10 protein-coding genes are annotated in these 16,707 nt (G+C 57.3%); 8 read left to right on the top strand and 2 right to left on the bottom strand.

Annotation, left to right across the window (positions count from 1 at the left end):
• Window positions 1-221: 221 nt before the first annotated feature.
• The gene (locus Pla100_RS06850) at window positions 222-698 is read left to right on the top strand and encodes a hypothetical protein (protein ID WP_146576931.1); all 477 of its coding nucleotides are present in this window, start codon (window positions 222-224) and stop codon (window positions 696-698) included.
• Window positions 699-1,187: 489 nt separating this feature from the next.
• Here the strand turns inward: Pla100_RS06850 and queA are convergent, their stop codons facing one another.
• Window positions 1,188-2,312: a tRNA preQ1(34) S-adenosylmethionine ribosyltransferase-isomerase QueA gene (gene queA, locus Pla100_RS06845; protein ID WP_146576930.1), complete on the bottom strand. Its 1,125-nt coding sequence runs from the start codon at window positions 2,310-2,312 to the stop codon at window positions 1,188-1,190.
• A 363-nt stretch (window positions 2,313-2,675) separates the two neighbouring features.
• Here queA and Pla100_RS06840 point away from each other — a divergent pair, with 363 nt between their 5' ends.
• From Pla100_RS06840 to Pla100_RS06830, 3 genes are all read left to right on the top strand, one after another.
• Window positions 2,676-3,584: a UDP-N-acetylmuramate dehydrogenase gene (locus tag Pla100_RS06840; RefSeq protein WP_231602791.1), complete on the top strand. Its 909-nt coding sequence runs from the start codon at window positions 2,676-2,678 to the stop codon at window positions 3,582-3,584.
• A gap of 45 nt (window positions 3,585-3,629) precedes the next feature.
• Window positions 3,630-4,631, top strand: coding sequence for a cell division protein FtsQ/DivIB (locus Pla100_RS06835; RefSeq protein WP_231602790.1), 1,002 nt, complete (start codon window positions 3,630-3,632; stop codon window positions 4,629-4,631).
• A 627-nt stretch (window positions 4,632-5,258) separates the two neighbouring features.
• Entirely contained in the window at window positions 5,259-6,173 is a 915-nt protein-coding gene (locus Pla100_RS06830; protein WP_197167747.1) for a DUF1559 family PulG-like putative transporter, read from the top strand.
• Between the two features lie 272 nt (window positions 6,174-6,445).
• Here Pla100_RS06830 and Pla100_RS06825 read toward each other — a convergent pair whose 3' ends face one another.
• Window positions 6,446-10,432, bottom strand: coding sequence for a protein kinase domain-containing protein (locus tag Pla100_RS06825; RefSeq protein ID WP_146576928.1), 3,987 nt, complete (start codon window positions 10,430-10,432; stop codon window positions 6,446-6,448).
• 351 nt (window positions 10,433-10,783) lie between these two features.
• On the opposite strand from Pla100_RS06825, the gene Pla100_RS06815 reads away from it, so the two are divergent.
• The 4 genes from Pla100_RS06815 (at window position 10,784) to Pla100_RS06800 (ending at window position 16,707) form a co-directional block, all read left to right on the top strand.
• Window positions 10,784-12,121 carry an agmatine deiminase family protein gene (locus tag Pla100_RS06815; protein ID WP_146576927.1) on the top strand — a complete coding sequence of 446 codons (1,338 nt, stop codon included), beginning with the start codon at window positions 10,784-10,786 and terminating at the stop codon, window positions 12,119-12,121.
• Between the two features lie 187 nt (window positions 12,122-12,308).
• Window positions 12,309-13,469 carry a DegT/DnrJ/EryC1/StrS family aminotransferase gene (locus tag Pla100_RS06810; RefSeq protein WP_146576926.1) on the top strand — a complete coding sequence of 387 codons (1,161 nt, stop codon included), beginning with the start codon at window positions 12,309-12,311 and terminating at the stop codon, window positions 13,467-13,469.
• Between the two features lie 179 nt (window positions 13,470-13,648).
• Window positions 13,649-15,703: a tetratricopeptide repeat protein gene (locus Pla100_RS06805; RefSeq protein WP_146576925.1), complete on the top strand. Its 2,055-nt coding sequence runs from the start codon at window positions 13,649-13,651 to the stop codon at window positions 15,701-15,703.
• Complete coding sequence (locus Pla100_RS06800; protein ID WP_146576924.1) at window positions 15,700-16,707, top strand: MotA/TolQ/ExbB proton channel family protein; 1,008 nt, start codon at window positions 15,700-15,702, stop codon at window positions 16,705-16,707. The genes Pla100_RS06805 and Pla100_RS06800 overlap by 4 nt, the downstream gene beginning before the upstream one ends.

The following is a 16,707-nucleotide window of genomic DNA, read 5'->3' as shown; positions in this document are numbered from 1 at the left end:
ACAAAACTCTTCGAGGAAAGAGTGAGGGGAATGGGTTTTGAGGGATTCTATGCTTCCGTCGGGATTCGTGAAAGCCAACCAAATCAGGAACCTGCGTGCAAAACAGGAACCTGCGTGATGCGGTTGGCGAAATCTCGCCGAGCGGCGATAGTGATCCGATCGGCGACCCTCTGCGGTCAAATTGTCTCAGCCGTCTTTCCTGACACACCCACCGGAATCCCATGCTCCTCCTCGATATTATTTCGCGAATCGTCCACGTCTCCACCGCGATCGTGCTCGTCGGAGGCAGTGTGTTCACCCTGTGGGTGCTCTTGCCGTCGGCGAAACAACTTTCCGACGAGGCCCACGCACAGCTCGCCGCCGCGATCAACGGCCGCTGGAAGCGCTTCATCCATGGCGGAATCGCGTTGTTTTTATTGAGTGGATTTTACAACTACGTTCGGGCCATTCCCGCTCACAAGGGCGACGGTCTGTATCACGGCTTGCTGGGTACGAAGATGCTGCTCGCTTTTGTGATCTTTTTCTTCGCGTCCGCGTTGGTCGGGCGCAGTCCTAAGTTGGCTGGAATGAGGGCCAACAAAGCCAAGTGGCTAAAGGTGATCGTGCTGCTGGCGGCGATCATCGTGGGGATGTCAGGATTCTTGAAAGTTCGCGGGCCGAGTTCAACGCCGGCCCCTGAGTTGGTCCGGCCGATCTAGTGCTTCGTCAATATTTTAAATGAGGGTTGGCTTAAAACGTGGCACGGTGGTCCCCACCGTGATTCTCGACGGAGGACCGTCGAGCCACGTTGCTGACACCCTAAAGTCAAATGTGGTTGAAAGCACTAGAGCGACGAACGGGGCGACGTATCAAAACGTTGAAATTAAGGTGGTGATTCCATCGCCCGCTTTGATTCGTCGCGTCGGAGCAGCCCCCATCCGCGTCGGAAAAATCCGAACGACCGAGCCTTTTTTCTTTATGTACACCTGCGGCCACGTCCGATACTAGGGGTACCATGGATTGGGAGGGTGGAACGATCGGTGCCATCGTTCCAGCACTGATAGGGCCATGGTGAGGCAGGGAGGGCTTCACCATGGCCCTTCCCTTTTCAAGGTAACCCGGCCCTTCCCTTTTCAAGGTAACCCGGCCCTTCCCTTTTCAAGGCAACTCGGGCTTTCCCTTTTCAAGGTAACCCGGGCCTATCTCTTTCAGACGATCAGCATTGCGTCGCCGTAGCTGAAGAAACGGTATTCGGCGTCGATCGCTTCCTGATACGCCTTCAGGATCAAATCACGCGTTGCGAACGCGCTGACGAGGACCAGCAGCGAACTTTTCGGTAAGTGAAAGTTTGTCATCAGGGCATCGACCGCACCAAATCGATAAGGCGGTTTGATAAACAAGTCGGTCGATCCGGTCCATTCGGCAAGGTTTCCGTTACCGGCAGCGACGCTACTTTCGAGCACCCGGACGCTCGTCGTGCCCACGGCGACACACCGCCCGCCGGCGGCACGTCGGGCCACGATGCTGTCGACGGTCGCCTGGTCGATCCGGCCCCATTCCTGGTGCATGTGGTGCTCGTCGATGTCATCTGCCTCGATCGGGCGAAACGTTCCGATTCCAACATGCAACGTGACTTCGTGAATCGCTGTCTGCCCCTTGGCGATCGTCTTGAGCAAATTATCGGTGAAGTGCAGGCCGGCAGTCGGCGCCGCGACGCTGCCTTTGTCCTCTTCTTTTTTGCTCGCGAAGACGGTTTGATAATTCGTCACGTCCGCATCAACCATCCGCCCGTCGCGAATGTACGGCGGGATCGGAACCCGACCGTAGCGTTCCAGCCACGCGGTCGCCGATCGGGCCATCGACTCAGGTGCACTGATTGGTTGCCCGTCACGGTCGACGGCGGTGAAGGACTCGACGAGCGGTTTGACGAGCAGGTGCCCTTCGGTGTCGCGGCCGATGATCTCCAGCTTGCCCCCGTCTCGGGCATCGCGATCTTGCAACGTGATCGTCTCCCCAGTTCTCAACGTTCCGCGAGTCTTCGTCAACAATTCCCACACACCCGATGCGGGGTCACTTCGCAGAAACAGTCCCTGCCATCGACCGTTGGTGCGTGTCCGATAGCCGATCAATCGAGCCGGAACGACGCGGGAATTGTTCAACACCAAGGCGTCTTCGGCACGTAATAACTCCGGCAGATCGCGAACGTGGTAGTGATCGATCGTGCCCTCGGCCCGGTCGACCAACATCAACCGCGCATCGACACGATTTCGGAGCGGTTCTTGAGCGATCCGCTCGCGGGGGAGTTCGTAATCGTAGAGGTCGAGGGAATGCATGAGATGGCCGTGCGAAGCAAATGGAGAAGACGCCGCACAATCGTATCAAGCCAGCGAGTTTTTTTGCACCGTGGCAAACGGGCTGTTGATTTAATCGTAACCCGATGCGTCAGCGAGGGATGAGTCAATATCAACTATCCCTCGCTTACGCAGCGTGTTACGAAAAAAGTGCATGTTCAAAACTCACGCATCGGGTTTCGATGAGGACTAAATCAACAGCCCGCAAACCCGATGCGTGGCGGCGACGGCAGTCGACAAGCGCCTTCGCCGGAAGACGGCGATAGCCTCGATTGCGAATTCTGCCGATGGTTGGCAAACTGTAGGGGCTCCCACCCGCATTCCCCTGTTCGAGTTGGTCACGACGTGTCTTTGAATCCTACCGTAATGCTCGCCGATGTCTTTCCGGAAGAACTCCAGCATCTGATCGGCGAGAACCAGCCGCTCAACGAGTCGTTGTGGCTGGGCATCGGTGGTCCGGCCCGTTTTTTGGCCGAACCGGTCGAAATCAAGCAGATTTCAGGGCTCGTTCGAGCGGCCCGCAAACACGACTTGGCCGTTCGCGTGCTCGGTCACGGCAGTAACGTGCTCGTCCGCGAAGCCGGTTTCGACGGATTGGTGATTTCATTGGGCGGTCCGGCGACCTGCCAATTGGCAATCGAAGGCAACCGATTGAAAGCGGGGGCCGGGGCAAAACTGACTCACGCGGCGATCAAAACCGTCGGAGAGGGCCTCGGGGGTCTCGAACACCTCGTCGGCATTCCCGGCAGCGTCGGGGGGGCCGTCGTGGGCAATGCGTCCGCCGAGGGCCGGGACATTGGGTCGGTGGTGCGGTCGATCGATGTGCTCGATGAGTCGGGCGAGTCGAAAACGATCTCGGCCGAAGAAGCCGGTTTTTCTCACCGAAAATCAACCTTGGACGGCTCGATCGTGTTGAGTGTCGAGTTTGAACTCGAGCCCAAAGACGTCAGCGCGTTGACCAAGCGGATGCAGAAACTATGGATTCATCGCGGCCAACGTCGTCCGGCGGACACCTCACGGATCGTGATGCCGTTCATCGATCCCGATTCCATGTCGACCCGTGAGTTGATCGCCAGCACGGGGCTTTCCGGTCTCCGCGAAGGGGACGTTTCGTTGGATTTGTCGGCACCTCAGTACCTGATCGCACATGAAAATGCGACAAGCGAGCAGTGCCTGCGATTGATCGAGCGGGTCCGAGAACAGGTCTTGTTGCAAACCGGGATCGACTTGCGGCTGAACTTGCAGATTTGGTAAACGTCCAGGTGGAATCGCATCGCCGGGTTGTTTCGACGCGGCCGAATGCACTCCAAACCGGGCATAGCCATTACCGGCTGCCGTCATGTCGCCCCCGTTTTGATGCCCCACGTGACCGATCCGACTCCTTCAACGAAACGCGCGACGGTCCGCAAAAGGCGGTTTGAATCGCTCGACGTCGCTCCGCCTTCCAAGATTCGCTGGATCGCATCACTGGTCGCCGCGCCGGCTGTTTTGTCGATTTTGTGGCCGGCGATTTTATTGGTCGTCGGCTATGCCGCTTGGCAACAATGGGGCAGTCACTACGTCGCTCACAAGTATTACGGCGTCGAGGCGACTGCCATTTCGGTGACACCGCCACCCCAGTACGTCCGAACGAATATCATCGAAACGGTCTACCGTGATGCGGCGATGGATCAACTTTCGCTGATCGATACCCAGGCTTGTGCCAAGGTCGCGTCCGCCTTCGCGAGTCATCCGTGGGTCAAACGAGTCGTCAGTGTCCGCAAATTGCCCGGCGGCGTATTGGACGTCCGACTGGATTATCGCCAACCTGTCGCGATGGTCCACGTGATCAGCCGCCACCCCGAACACAATGGTGCGGGTTTCTTTGCCATCGACGGGGAAGGCATCCTGCTTCCGCCCAACGATTTTTCGCGGGCGGAGACCGAGCAATATTTGCATATCATTGTGCCCGGGGCGTATCCGACCGGCGGCGTCGGTTCCGAGTTCGGGGACTCGCGGGTACACGCCGCTGCGGTGTTGGCCTATCTGTTGCAACCCTATCGCACGGAGTTGGGCATCTCGAGCATCGGAGTCCACGGCGACTTGCGTCAGAACCCGGTGGTGCAGTTGGAAATCGCCAATGCCAAAGGCGATCGATGGTTCTGGGGCAGCCCTCCGGGAAACGAAGCGAACTCCGAACCTCCGGCCACGATGAAGTTGCAAAACCTTCTCGGCGGTGCTCCCGTCGGCAGCGATTTGCGGCAAATTCAATTCGCCCCGATCGCGACGGCAGCGGCAGACGATTCATCGGCCCAACGGTAAGCGGGATCCCAGCGTCACGCTTCCATTCCGTTGTAAAGAGATTGGTCTTACCAAGAGACCGGCCTGACAATCTGCCGACGACCGGCCCATCATTCTCGGCTGTAGAGTGATTCCTCTTTCGGACGCGTCACCAATGGTCAACTAGCGGCCTGTTGATTGAGTGCATTAGGCAATTCTTGAGAGCCGATGGCGCTAGCGGGCTGTTGATTTAATCGTAACCCGAAGCGTCAGCGAGGGATTGAACGCCATTAAATCCTTTGTAGGTATCCCTCGCTCACGCTTCGGGTTTCGATGAGGACTAAATCAACAGCCCGTCAGCGAGGGATGAGTCAATATCAATTATCCCTCGCTTACGCAGCGGGGTGCAGGCACGCTAATCGGCGTTGGGATGACGTTTGAGAATTGGGAGGGCGATTTTCCAGCCAGGACGCTAAGATCGGCTGAAGTTGGATAGGCCCCGTAGTCTAGGAAGGACTCATCATGTCAGGAGCGTATATTCTTAGCCATCCTTGGCCCTTTGAGTATTGGTTTGGTGTGAGAACCTCCAATTTCTCTGAGGGCCTTTTTCGTGGCAAGATCAATTTTGAAGTGATAGGCAATCGCCTAAAGTGCAGGTTGGATGGACGATTGGTTGATCCCAATCACCCCGATGCGGATCCGCAGTCGCTTCGTCCGCATCGAAAGATCGGCACATGGGCGGTGGCAATCTTGCCTTGGCTGGATGCTCAACCGACCTACGAACATTGGACCGAGGACCGTTACCCGATCGTGGGTGGTGGCACCTCGGAAAACCCGCTTTCGACGGGCGTCAGCGGAGAGGGATATAGCTGGCTCGCCGCTCCCAACTTGGCGATCATGCAGTGCCCCAGCAACCCGAGTTCCGAAGCCACTCATGGACGTAATAGCTACATCGTCAATACGGGCGTGTACCTTCCTCCGAACGCCAAAACCAACGAAGCCGTCGAGATTATTCAGCCGTCCGGCCAACGGGTTGCGATCACGTTGACGGAATCAATGTCACCGATCTTTGGAATCTTTCACAACCAGTTGCCCGACACCGCTGGCCCCGACGGAGAAATTTCCCCCACCGGCCCGCCGATCCGCATGTCGGATATCACTGACGGCCAAGGCCAAACCGTCTTGGTCTCTGAGAACGTGCAGGCAATGCCTTGGCATCGAGCCGGGTTTTCAGATCAAGACAGTCTCACGATCGTGAAGGACCAACGGGTTCTGTATCCCTCACTGAGCCGATTTACCAACGGCATGGTGTGGCACGATGTTGACTGGGATGCCGGTGAAGAACCGCAGAGCGTTCATCAAATCAACGGAGTCTCTGACCCGGGAAACGCATCGGCGGATATCTTTGTGGTCACCATGGACCCATCGAACGCCACCGACTTGGCACGCCCCTCATCGGCACACGCTGACGGAGTCAACTGCGGGATGGCGGACGGTAGCACGCGGTTTGTTTCGGACAGTATCGACGCTCGGGTTTGGCAAGCGATGATGACGCCCGCCGGCCAAGATTCTCCATCTGAGTAAAGTCCAAGTGAAGCAAAGTAAAAGCATGTTTGCAACATGGTCACGTTAAGCACGTTTGGTGTAATCGTTCGGCAGAACTCTTGTGAGCCGTCGTCGCTAGCGGGCTGTTGATTTCATCGTAACCCGAAGCGTGAGCGAGGGATGAGTCAATGTCAATTATCCCTCGCTCACGCTTCGGGTTACGATGCAAACTAAATCAACCGTCCACTGTTAGCTTGGTGTCGCAATGCGATCGAGAAGTCGCAATCTTGTCCATCGACCCATGCGATCGCTTACTTGCCTTCAAAGCTCTGAATCGTTTGGTCGACGCGTTTTCTTAGATGCGGTTGAGATCGCCAATGGTTGACGAGGTCGGTGACCTGTTGTCGCAGCGACGCGTCGGCTTGGCCTTGTTGATCGAGGATCGCGAAGTAGGGGACCTGATAGATCAATCGCTCGGCCGACGATTCGATGTTCAAACGGTCCAGTTCCGCGAGGCATTGGGACAATGATTGTTTCGCTCGATCCAAATCGCCGGTTTGTTGATAGGCGACACCGAGATCGCCGTGCCGGATCGCTTGGTGGATCGATTCGCCTGGAAGGTGATCGGTGACCTCGGTTCGATTGAGCAACTCGATCGCGAGTTGAGGTTGATTCATCGAAAGTTGAGCGGAGGCTTGGGCACATCGACAGATCGCGATCCCGACTCGGTCGCCAAGATTGCGATAAATTTCGTAGGCCTGTTGCAACAGTTCGTGGGCGCGGGCGGGATCGCCGGAGTCGTCGGCGGCGAGGGCGCGGTTGTTCAACGATTGGGCAAGCGTGGGTAAGTCGCCCAGTCGACGGCTGATCCGTTCGCAACGATCGTAGTCCAATTCGGCGGCGTCAAAGTCTCCGGTTTCGGCGGCGGCGGCGGCACGACCGAGCAACGCTTGTTGCAGATATTCCGGTTCACGATTCAGCGTCGTGCAACTCTGCACGGCTTGGTCAAAGTAGTTGCGTGATTCATTGATCCGTCCACGCTGCAGTGCCAACTTGCCCTCTTGGATGATCAAGCCGGTTCGCATGGCGACCGCACCCGGCAAGGTTTCGGCGATCGCGTTACCTCGGGTCAACCAAGATTCAGCGCGTTCGAAATGGCCCAACCGACGCTCGTACTCGATCAACTCCAAGATCACATCGAGTTGCCAACTGGGTTCCAAGTTAAGCCTGGCGTCAACGTCTTGATCCAAGGAAACGACCTGCTCTAGCAAGCGAACGGATTCCGTCGTACGACCGGTGCGGAAAAGAATTCGGGCGAGCAACTTGCGGGTGTCGATGGCGATCTCACCTAAGGCGGTGATCGCACGCAAATCTTTCGCCGTATCCGATTCGGGTTGTCGTTCGGCTCGGGATAGTTGGCGTCGGCACAACGACTCGGCTTCGTCGGTTTGTCCGGCCAAACGCCGGGCGTCGGCTAAGCGAAACGTCCACTCGGCTTGATGGAACGATTCGTCGTGGGGTTGAACACTTTCAATCCGATCGATTCGCAGTCGGCTGTCGAGTTGATCGGCGGCGAGGCGATCGGCCAACAAGATCGCTTCGACAGCCATGTCACTATTGCATTCGGATTCGTCGAGCCAAGCGACGGCGATGGACAGGTTCGTGGCAAGATGTTGTCGATCGATGGCGGCGTGCGAACTCATCCCGTCGTTCGACTTCACATAGTCAGAAAGCTGTGTAAGCATCGCGAAAGCAACCTCGCGTCGATGAACGGGGTCGATACGTTCGCTCAGGTATCGCCGAATCGTGTTATCCGCGTGAACGTGCATGACTTCGTCGTCGCTGCGAAAACGCAGCAAACTACGTCGTCGCAACTCGTCAAGGACGTCGAGCGAGTCTTCATCGTCGCCGATCGCCGGGTTAGACTCTTCGTTGAAATCCGATTCAAGCAATCCTTCGGCGATTGACATCGGGATAGGGGCCGGCCAAAGGGCCAATCGCCGCAACGCTTCGGTTTGTGTCGACGTGAGCAGATCGATGCTCCAGCCGACAACGTGGGTGAGCGATTGATGACGATCGGGACGGTCGGCACGTCGGTTTTTGAGGACGCCGAACGATCGGGTCAGACGTCGCAGCAGATCATCAAGAGTCAGGACGCCGACGCGACTGGCGGCCAATTCGATCGCGAGCGGATTGCCGTCGAGTAATTCGCCGATCTGACGGATCGTTTGCCGACCTGATGCGTCGACTTGAAAACTAGGCGAAGCTGCCTTCGCCCGTCTCACGAACAGTTCCGAAGATTGATCGTCGAAGCCGTCCAAGCCGTCGACGTCGTCGCTTGGCGGGGCAGTGCTCAGAGGCGGCAAGACGATGACGCGCTCGTTGGCGATCTGGAGCGGCAGTTGACTGGTCACGATCAGCCGCAGATCAGGATTGGCCACGAGCCACCGTTGGACTAATGCGGCCGCCTCGTCGATGACTTGCTCGACATTATCAAGCACGCACATCAACGGCCCTCGCACGGCGATCGATTGTTCGACACGTTGGGAAGACGGTTCATCGGGTTGTTGCGCGACACCCAGTCCCGCCAAGACCGCCGCAGCAAACTGTTCGCCGGTGGTCGCGTTGGCGGTATCGACCCACAGAATGTCGCCGAGGTTGGCGGTCTTGGCCAGAGGTTCGTCAACGACTTGGCTTGATGAGTCTTGATCGGTCGGCTTGCTCGGCGATTGATCGAGGCGGTGGACGATGGCAACGGCGGTTTGGGTCTTGCCGATTCCGCCGCTTCCCGTCAGCGTCAACAAACGTTCTTTGGACCGGGTCAACATCGCAACGGCGGATTCGATCAACTCGTCTCGCCCGACCAGATCGGTCTCGGTGAAGGGGCAATTTTTCAGGTAGCTGGATTGCGATCGGCCGCCGGGATGAAGCGTACGGCTGATGTTTTCATCAGCGTAGGATTGCAAGTCGGACGCAAGCTGAGCCGCCGTTTCATAACGGTCTTCGATCCGCTTGCTTAAACAACGCAAACATATTCTTGAAAGCTTGTCGGGAACTTGATCACTCCATTGTCCCGGCGGCGTGACGACGCGGGTTTGAATGGATTCCAAAATCGCCGGTGTGCTGGCCGCTTCGAAGGGTAGTCGGCCGGTTAGCAATCGATACAGGATCGCACCGAGGCTCCAGATATCCGAGCGACCATCGAGATGGTGGTTTTCGCCCCAGGTTTGTTCGGGAGACATGTACGCGGGGGTGCCGAAGATGCGTCCGGCCAAGGAACCCTGTTCGCTGCGGCGGATCGATAAACCGAAGTCCAAAACGGTTGGGTTACCGCGACGGTCGACGAGAATGTTTTGAGGTTTTAAATCGCAGTGGATGCAGCCGGCCAAGTGGGCGTGGTGAACGGCGCGACTGACCTGTGCCATCAGGCTTGCCAGAACGCGATAGTCGGCTTCGGTGGAATCGAGCGGTGAGGGTGCCGATTGCGTTTGAGCCCACCACGAATCCATGGGCAAACCGTCGACCAACTGCATCACCAAATGCACGCCTCCGCGAAGGCCTTGTTGATCCGCGTTCCTCGCTTGATCGTCGCTGGGATGATCGCCATCGACGACGTCGTAGACGGTGACCAAGTTCGGATGATCGAACTGGGCGACGCGGCGAGCCTCTTCGACCAAGGCGCCGCGCCGTTCAGGATCGGCCGCGAGGATCGGGTGCAACGTTTTGATCGCCACGTGACGTTGGAGCTGCGTATCGAACGCCCGATGAACGACGCCGAAACTGCCTTCGCCCAAGACCGCTTCGCGTCGGAACCGTGGATGCAGCCCCGCCCAAAGATCGTCGAACTGAAGGTCGGCGAGAGATCCGGGAAGACTTTGGCTTGTTCCAATCTCTTCGGTGGGTAGCTTTTGTCCGGAAAGCAGATTGAAGGCACTGTTGGTTGATGTGGGACGGGTGGCGGTGACGATCGTGTGCATCGGATCGGTCGCTTCGGCCGCCGAGTGCCGACGGCTCAAACGCCGGGCGTCTTCGGCCAAATCAACCGCGATGGAAGATTCCTGCAATTGCGGAAACCGTCGCAGGTATTCTTCGACGACGGGCGGCGATTGGGGATCGGCGTTGTAGCGATACTCAAATTCCAACCGCACCAATTCGGCCAGCAGCTCGTCCCGGTCGACGACCGACAACCGCTGAGCGTTGCCATCGATTAGCTGGCGCATGAATTGATCGATCGATACGGGTTTGCCCGCGATCCAAGCCGATTCAAATTCGTCGAGTAGCGATTCCACTTCATTCATGCCATCAGTGTGATTCCGGGGACCAATTTACGCCACCCCGAACGACGGGGCAAAAGTCCTATCGCCACGGAGAATGGCTGACGACTTTTCTTGGTCGATGAGTACAATGCTCGGGCTGTCCAAGCGTCTCGTCCACGGCAGCAACGCGCGTTCTTTGAAGGGTCAAGTGCAGGGTTGGCGCTTAGCGGGCTGTTGATTTAAATAGTCGTACCGCGTTAGCGGCGGTTTACACGGCCGTTAACCGGGGCTAACGCCCATCGGCTAATTGTTGGTATTCGGTATACAACTAAATCAACAGCCCGCTTAGCAACCGAACGTGGACGAGTCTTTCTTTCGTTTTAAGTTCTAGCGATGCGATTTCGAATTCTGTTGGACCGGGTTGGGTACTGCCTTGGGGCCTTCGTGCTGTTGGGTTTGAGTCCGCTTTTGTCCGTTTGGGATGGGCAGCACCTTAACGCCCAGGAACCGATCAGCTTCACCATCGACAACAACGGCGGGGTTCACGCGACTCGGTCTCGAAAAAGCCCGTGGCCCCGATTAGCGGCGGAGTTCGAGTCTTCGACTTCGTTGGTGCTCAGCGTCGGCGATTGGCAGCCGCACCACCGTTTGATCTTACAGCAAATCGCATCGAAGACCCGCGGCCATTTGTCGTTGGTGATCTTGTGCGGCGACTCGATCCAGATGAAGGAAACGACCAGGTGGCTGGCCGAAACCGGCGAAGCGTTCTCGCATGTTTATCTTGGTTCGATGCCGACAGACACGATTTGGTTACGTGATTTTGGCCCGATCTTCATGCAAACGGCTGAACAACCGAACGATTTCGGGCAAACCGAAGTGTTGGATTTCTACTACGTGGGTGTTCGTCCGAAAGATGATCGCTTGCCGGCGATTTGGACACGACAAACCCGAGCGCGGCACGTGCCGGTTCCTTGGACGTTGCAGGGCGGTAATTTGATGTCCAATGGTGACGGATTGGCGCTGACAACGACACGTATTTTTGAAGACAACCATATTGAATTTGAACGTTCCTGGCCCGGCCAGGATGCCCAACGGGAAGCCAAAGCGATCGTGATCGAGGCGTTCGCCCAAGCGTGTAACTTGGCTCAACTGATTGTCTTGGAACCGCTGCAATTCGAAGAAACGCGGCACGTGGATATGTTCGCCTCGTTTCTATCACCAACGGATGTATTGGTCGCTCAGCTCGATCCCCTGCATGATCCGGTCAACGCCGCGATCTTGGAACGCAACGTCGAACGATTGCGACGGGTAAAGGTTCCCTCGACCAACCGATCTGATAAGGAAGTGCCGTTGACCGTCCATCGGATCGCCATTCCGCCACGGGAGGACACCTCTTGGAGTGCGTACACCAACGCGATCATCACTAATGATTTGGTCTTGATGCCAGTTTTTGCTGATGAATCACCCACCATGATTGATCGGGCGGTTTCAACTTATCAAAAGTTGTTGCCCGGTCACACGATCAAGACCGTCGACATGACGACAATGAAACAATTGCAGGGTGAGCTGCACTGTCTGTCGATGCACGTTCCGGATTTCGCGCCGATGCCTCGTTTGCTTTACCATTATGACGATGCATACGCTTATTACTTCGGCGATCAGCCGATCCGCGACGCGGAACGTCAACTGAAAGTCATCGAAAGTTTGTCTGATCCAGAGTGGATGCCGTGAGAGCGGGTGGGCCGTAACTGCCCCAAGGCCGATCAATCGAGCGATGAACCCCCTTCTTCGCTCTTGACTTAGTCGGTCGCGGGCAGATACATATCAATCGTGACCGTCCAGATCCAGGATGTATCTGGGCCAAAACCGGGAATGAAATTCCGGTCGCTTTCGCTCAAATTCATGGATGAAATTCATCATGTCCGCCAAACAAAACGGCGTCCCCCTGTTGGACGTCAATCGCGATAACGCCCCTCATCGCGAAGAATTCATCGACGCCTTGACCGAAGTCCTCGACAGCGGGAGGTTCTTATTCGGCCCCGATGTGGCCGAGCTCGAATGCGAACTGGCCGGATATTGCCAGGTTCCTAACGTGGTGGGTTGCGCCTCGGGAAGTGATGCGTTGTTGCTTGCCCTGATGGCATTGGGAATTGGCGCGGGTGACGAGGTGATCGTCCCCAGCTTCACCTTCTTCGCTTCGGTCAGTTGCATCACGCGATTGGGCGCGACTCCGGTCTTTGCGGACATTTTGCCGGGCACCTTTAACGTCGACCCCGAGTCGGTGGCGTCGTTGATCACCGAGAAAACCAAGGCGATCATTCCGGTTCACCTGTTCGGGCAATGTGCTCAGATCGACCGGATTTGCCAAATCGCGGGTGAACACGACATTCCCGTCGTCGAAGACGCCGCCCAAGCGATCGGTGCGGCCTACCATTCCCGCCCCGCCGGCAGTTGGGGAACGATCGGTTGCTTCAGCTTTTATCCGACCAAGAATCTTGGCGGAATGGGTGACGGCGGCATGATGACGACCAACGACGCCGGGATCGCCGACCGGTTGCGATTGATCGCAGGCCATGGGATGCGTCCACGCTATTATCATCAAGTGATCGGAATCAACAGCCGCTTGGATACGTTCCAAGCTGCGGTCTTGAGAGTCAAGCTGCGACATCTGGGCGACGCGATCGAAAGCCGCGCGGCGATCGCCGATCGATACGATCGCTTATTAAAAGACCATGGGTTGGTCGGCGGTGCGGAACTGACGTTGCCGCAGCGAGACAAACATGCGTTTCATGTTTGGAACCAATATGCGTTGCGGATCGGCGGCGGCCGTCGCGACGAAATGCGCAGCTTCCTCGCCGAACGCAATATCGGCTCGGAAATTTACTATCCGGTCCCGATGCACGAGCAGGAATGTTTCGCAAACACGCCGTTCCGTCACAACGGATTAGCCGAAACGGAGCGGGCGAGCAAAGAAGTCTTGAATCTACCGATCTTCCCGTCGCTGACCGAGATGGAACAAGTCCGCGTCGTCGAAGCGATTGGATCGTTTTACAGTAAAGCCGCTCGCGCGGCAGCCTGAATCAAGTGGTCCGGAACAGACAGCAACTAGGGTAGCCGGAGTCGAAAGACTTCGGTAACGGTCGGCAAGCCTGCTGAACTCTTGCGAGTCCAGCTACAACGATTACCCAAAGTAAGATTGTCGCGCATCACTCATTTGTTCCATTTTTGATCCCTCAGCCTTTTTCGGAGAATCCGTTCATGCTCCACCGAATGACGGCTGGCGCGATCGTAGTTTTGGGTGTGATCTCAGCGGCTTCGCCGGTGCTGATCGCTCAAGACAATCTTCAGTCAATCGATGCGGCGACGACGCGGCCCCAAGTTGAAATCGACTTGGACGCCGAAGTCGCCGCTGCGAGGAAGGTCGATGTGGCGTCGACCGAGGTGAATGTTCGTTCGCTCGCTTCGCTGGTTCAGACGGCGCGGAAGTGCGAACGATTTGATCGCCAAGAAGACGCCACCGACCTTTATCATCTTTCGGCGACTCTTTGTGAATCGTTGTTGGCTCGCAAAGACGATGGATTGCCTCCGGCGCAGTCGGTGGCAATCTTCGCGACGGCTGCGTCCGCATTGACCAACCAAGGTCGCCACGCCGACGCCGAGCGGTGGTTGACGTTGGCGATCACCCAAGATCCCGCCGGACCGATGATCTCGCGACTGGGCCAAACTTACTTAGAAGTGGCCTCGGGTTACCTTGATGCCGGACAATTGTCGGAATCCAAAGACGCCTACCGGTCCGCCGCCGAGACACTCAGTCGATCCGATGGTGTTGATCCGGCGTCATTGGGCACCGCACGATTGGGTTTGGCGTGGACGATGGTGATGTTATCCGGTTCCTCTGGCGATGACGTCGGGGAAATCGAGTCCACTCGAGAGGCCCTCGCGGCGACCGAAGCGTTCTTGGAACATCATCCCGAACATGCCGACGCCAGTTCCGCGTGGTTGCTCAAACTTAGTTGTCAGACACGACTCGGTGATACCGAGGGCGTGTCTCAAACGCAATCGATTATCTTGAGTAACTACCCTCGCAGCCAAGCCACTTGCGAAGTCCTCAAGTCGAGTTGCCACTGGCAAAACGGGATCGATGCGCTCGATCAGTCGCTGCGTCAGTACTTGATTCTCAACCATCGTTTTGTCATCGAGTCGCCCGTCGTGGGCAACAACATCCACGTCTTGGCAACAGGTTTGCTCGCCGCCGCCGTGGAAGGCCATTCCGAAGCGGAGACGGGTTACGCGCTCGTGTTGTCGATCAGCGACGAAATCGGCGACGCGTCGACCTACGTCCTCGAACATTTGCACGCCGCCGGTCATGACGCCGCCGCCTCACGGATCGCGATCGGCTGGATCTCCGCCCGAGACGCCAAGGGCCATCAATCCGAACTTGCCCAAATGCAGGAACAAGCCGGTCGTTTGATCACCGTCGGCGTTCGCGAAGCAGCGTGCCGTTGGGCCGGACGGACCGGCCGATGGTCGGTGTTGGCGATGGCGGCCGAGGAAGAGAACGTGTTGTTTCAAGAGTCCGATCCGCTGCCCGCAGATCCGACGACTGACGAGGGGACAACGCCCCATGAAGCCGACCGACGTGGTCTGTCCCTTCACGTCAAACGCCTATTCGCCGAAGGTCTATTGCAATCGGGCAAAACAAAAGAATCACTTCAGTTGTGGGAGCACATCGTTGACCACGGCGGCGCCGATGATTTCCCGACGCTATTGCGTACTGCCGAAACCGCGGTCGCGGCGGGATCGGTTGCTCAAGCCACCATGCGGATCGCCGCCGCACGAGGTGCCGCCGGACAGTCATCCGACACGCCGGCACAAAATCAAGCCGGAGGAGGTGCCTCGGGCCGATACGCGCTAACCAATTTACTAGCGGCAAATCTTGAAATTCGCCAGCTCCGATTCGATCGCGGCCGGGCATTATTGGAACAAGTCGTCCGGTCAGCCGAGGCGACCAACGATCTACGTGGTCGCGCGCAATGGATGATCGGCGAGACGTTTTTCATGCAACAAAAATTCACCGAGGCGATTGCGGCATACCGACAAGTCGAACCGATCGGTCGATCCGACGAATGGACCGCTGCCGCACTCGTCCAAGCCGGAAAATCATTTGAACAATTGGGGAGGACACGCGAAGCGACGGTGTGTTATTCCACTCTGGTTAGCCGCTTCGGTGAATCTCCCCACGCAAGCGGTGCCCGTCGTCGTCTCGCCGCGATGACAACCACCGATCCTGAATCCAACACGATGCGACGATGAATCCAAAGTCGATCCTGAAGACACGTCAAGACAGACGCTCGCCGCGCGATCGGTTCGCTCCCATCGCGATCGCGCTGCTGCTGCTCGGCGGGTTCGCTGAAACCGTTTCCGCCCAAAACTACAACTTCAATCCCAACGGCGGATTCAACGGGAACTTCAACCAAGGCAATGGCAACTACCCGGCCAACAACTACGGCGCATCCCAGCCGGCCGCTCGGGTCGCCGCCGCGCCCGCCACCGCCACACAGCAACTCGGCACCGCCAACCAATTTTCGATTCCCGCTGCGCCTGAAGAAACGCCCGCCGCCGAACCGGAATCCTCCTCATGGCAGATGCCCGCGTTCATCTCCAAGATCACCGAAGGCGGTTGGTTGATGGTGCCGTTGGCCATCTGCTCTTTAATCGTGTTGGGGCTTTCGATCGAACGAATGATCGCGCTGCGACGGTCGCGCGTCATCCCCAAACCGTTCGTGCGACGATTTACCGAATGCGTCGAGGACGGCCAGTTGAGCTATGAAGAAGCCACCTCAATCTGCGACGAGTTTGATTGTCCGGTCGCCGAAGTATTCCACTCGGCCGTACGACGTTGGGGACGCCCGATGCTCGAAATCGAACAAGCGGTCATCGACGCAGGTGACCGAGTAGGCGATTCGTTAAGACGGTTCCTACGAGTCTTTCACGCGATCAGCAACGTGACCCCATTGATCGGATTGTTGGGTACGGTACTTGGTATGATCCAGGCGTTCGAGAATCTGAGCGAAAGTGCGGGGGGCGGCCAAAACGATCTACTCGCCGCCGGAATCAGCCAAGCGCTGATCACAACGGCGGGCGGTTTGAGCGTCGCGATTCCGGCCTATCTCGCGTACATGTATTTCAGCGCCAAGTCGGATCGCTATCTTGGTGAGATCGACAAGCTATGCCAACGCGTCATTGATTGCATCTCCGCCGAAGGTTTGGAAAACAACGGGGCCGCCAAGGCTCCACGCAAACGGCGGGCGGCCTAA

This window comes from Neorhodopirellula pilleata (genome assembly GCF_007859915.1).
Taxonomy (GTDB): Bacteria; Planctomycetota; Planctomycetia; order Pirellulales; family Pirellulaceae; genus Rhodopirellula; species Rhodopirellula pilleata.
Note: the sequence above shows the minus strand (reverse complement) of the source record. Positions and strands in the feature narration are given on the sequence as shown.

Bases quoted from the DNA above. Each gene is read 5' to 3' on its own strand.
- Pla100_RS06825 (WP_146576928.1), bottom strand. From the start codon at position 10,432: ATGAATGAAGTGGAATCGCTACTCGACGAATTTGAATCGGCTTGGATC.
- Pla100_RS06815 (WP_146576927.1), top strand. From the start codon at position 10,784: ATGCGATTTCGAATTCTGTTGGACCGGGTTGGGTACTGCCTTGGGGCC.
- Pla100_RS06810 (WP_146576926.1), top strand. From the start codon at position 12,309: ATGTCCGCCAAACAAAACGGCGTCCCCCTGTTGGACGTCAATCGCGAT.
- Pla100_RS06835 (WP_231602790.1), top strand. From the start codon at position 3,630: ATGCACTCCAAACCGGGCATAGCCATTACCGGCTGCCGTCATGTCGCC.
- Pla100_RS06800 (WP_146576924.1), top strand. From the start codon at position 15,700: ATGAATCCAAAGTCGATCCTGAAGACACGTCAAGACAGACGCTCGCCG.
- Pla100_RS06805 (WP_146576925.1), top strand. From the start codon at position 13,649: ATGCTCCACCGAATGACGGCTGGCGCGATCGTAGTTTTGGGTGTGATC.
- queA (WP_146576930.1), bottom strand. From the start codon at position 2,312: ATGCATTCCCTCGACCTCTACGATTACGAACTCCCCCGCGAGCGGATC.
- Pla100_RS06850 (WP_146576931.1), top strand. From the start codon at position 222: ATGCTCCTCCTCGATATTATTTCGCGAATCGTCCACGTCTCCACCGCG.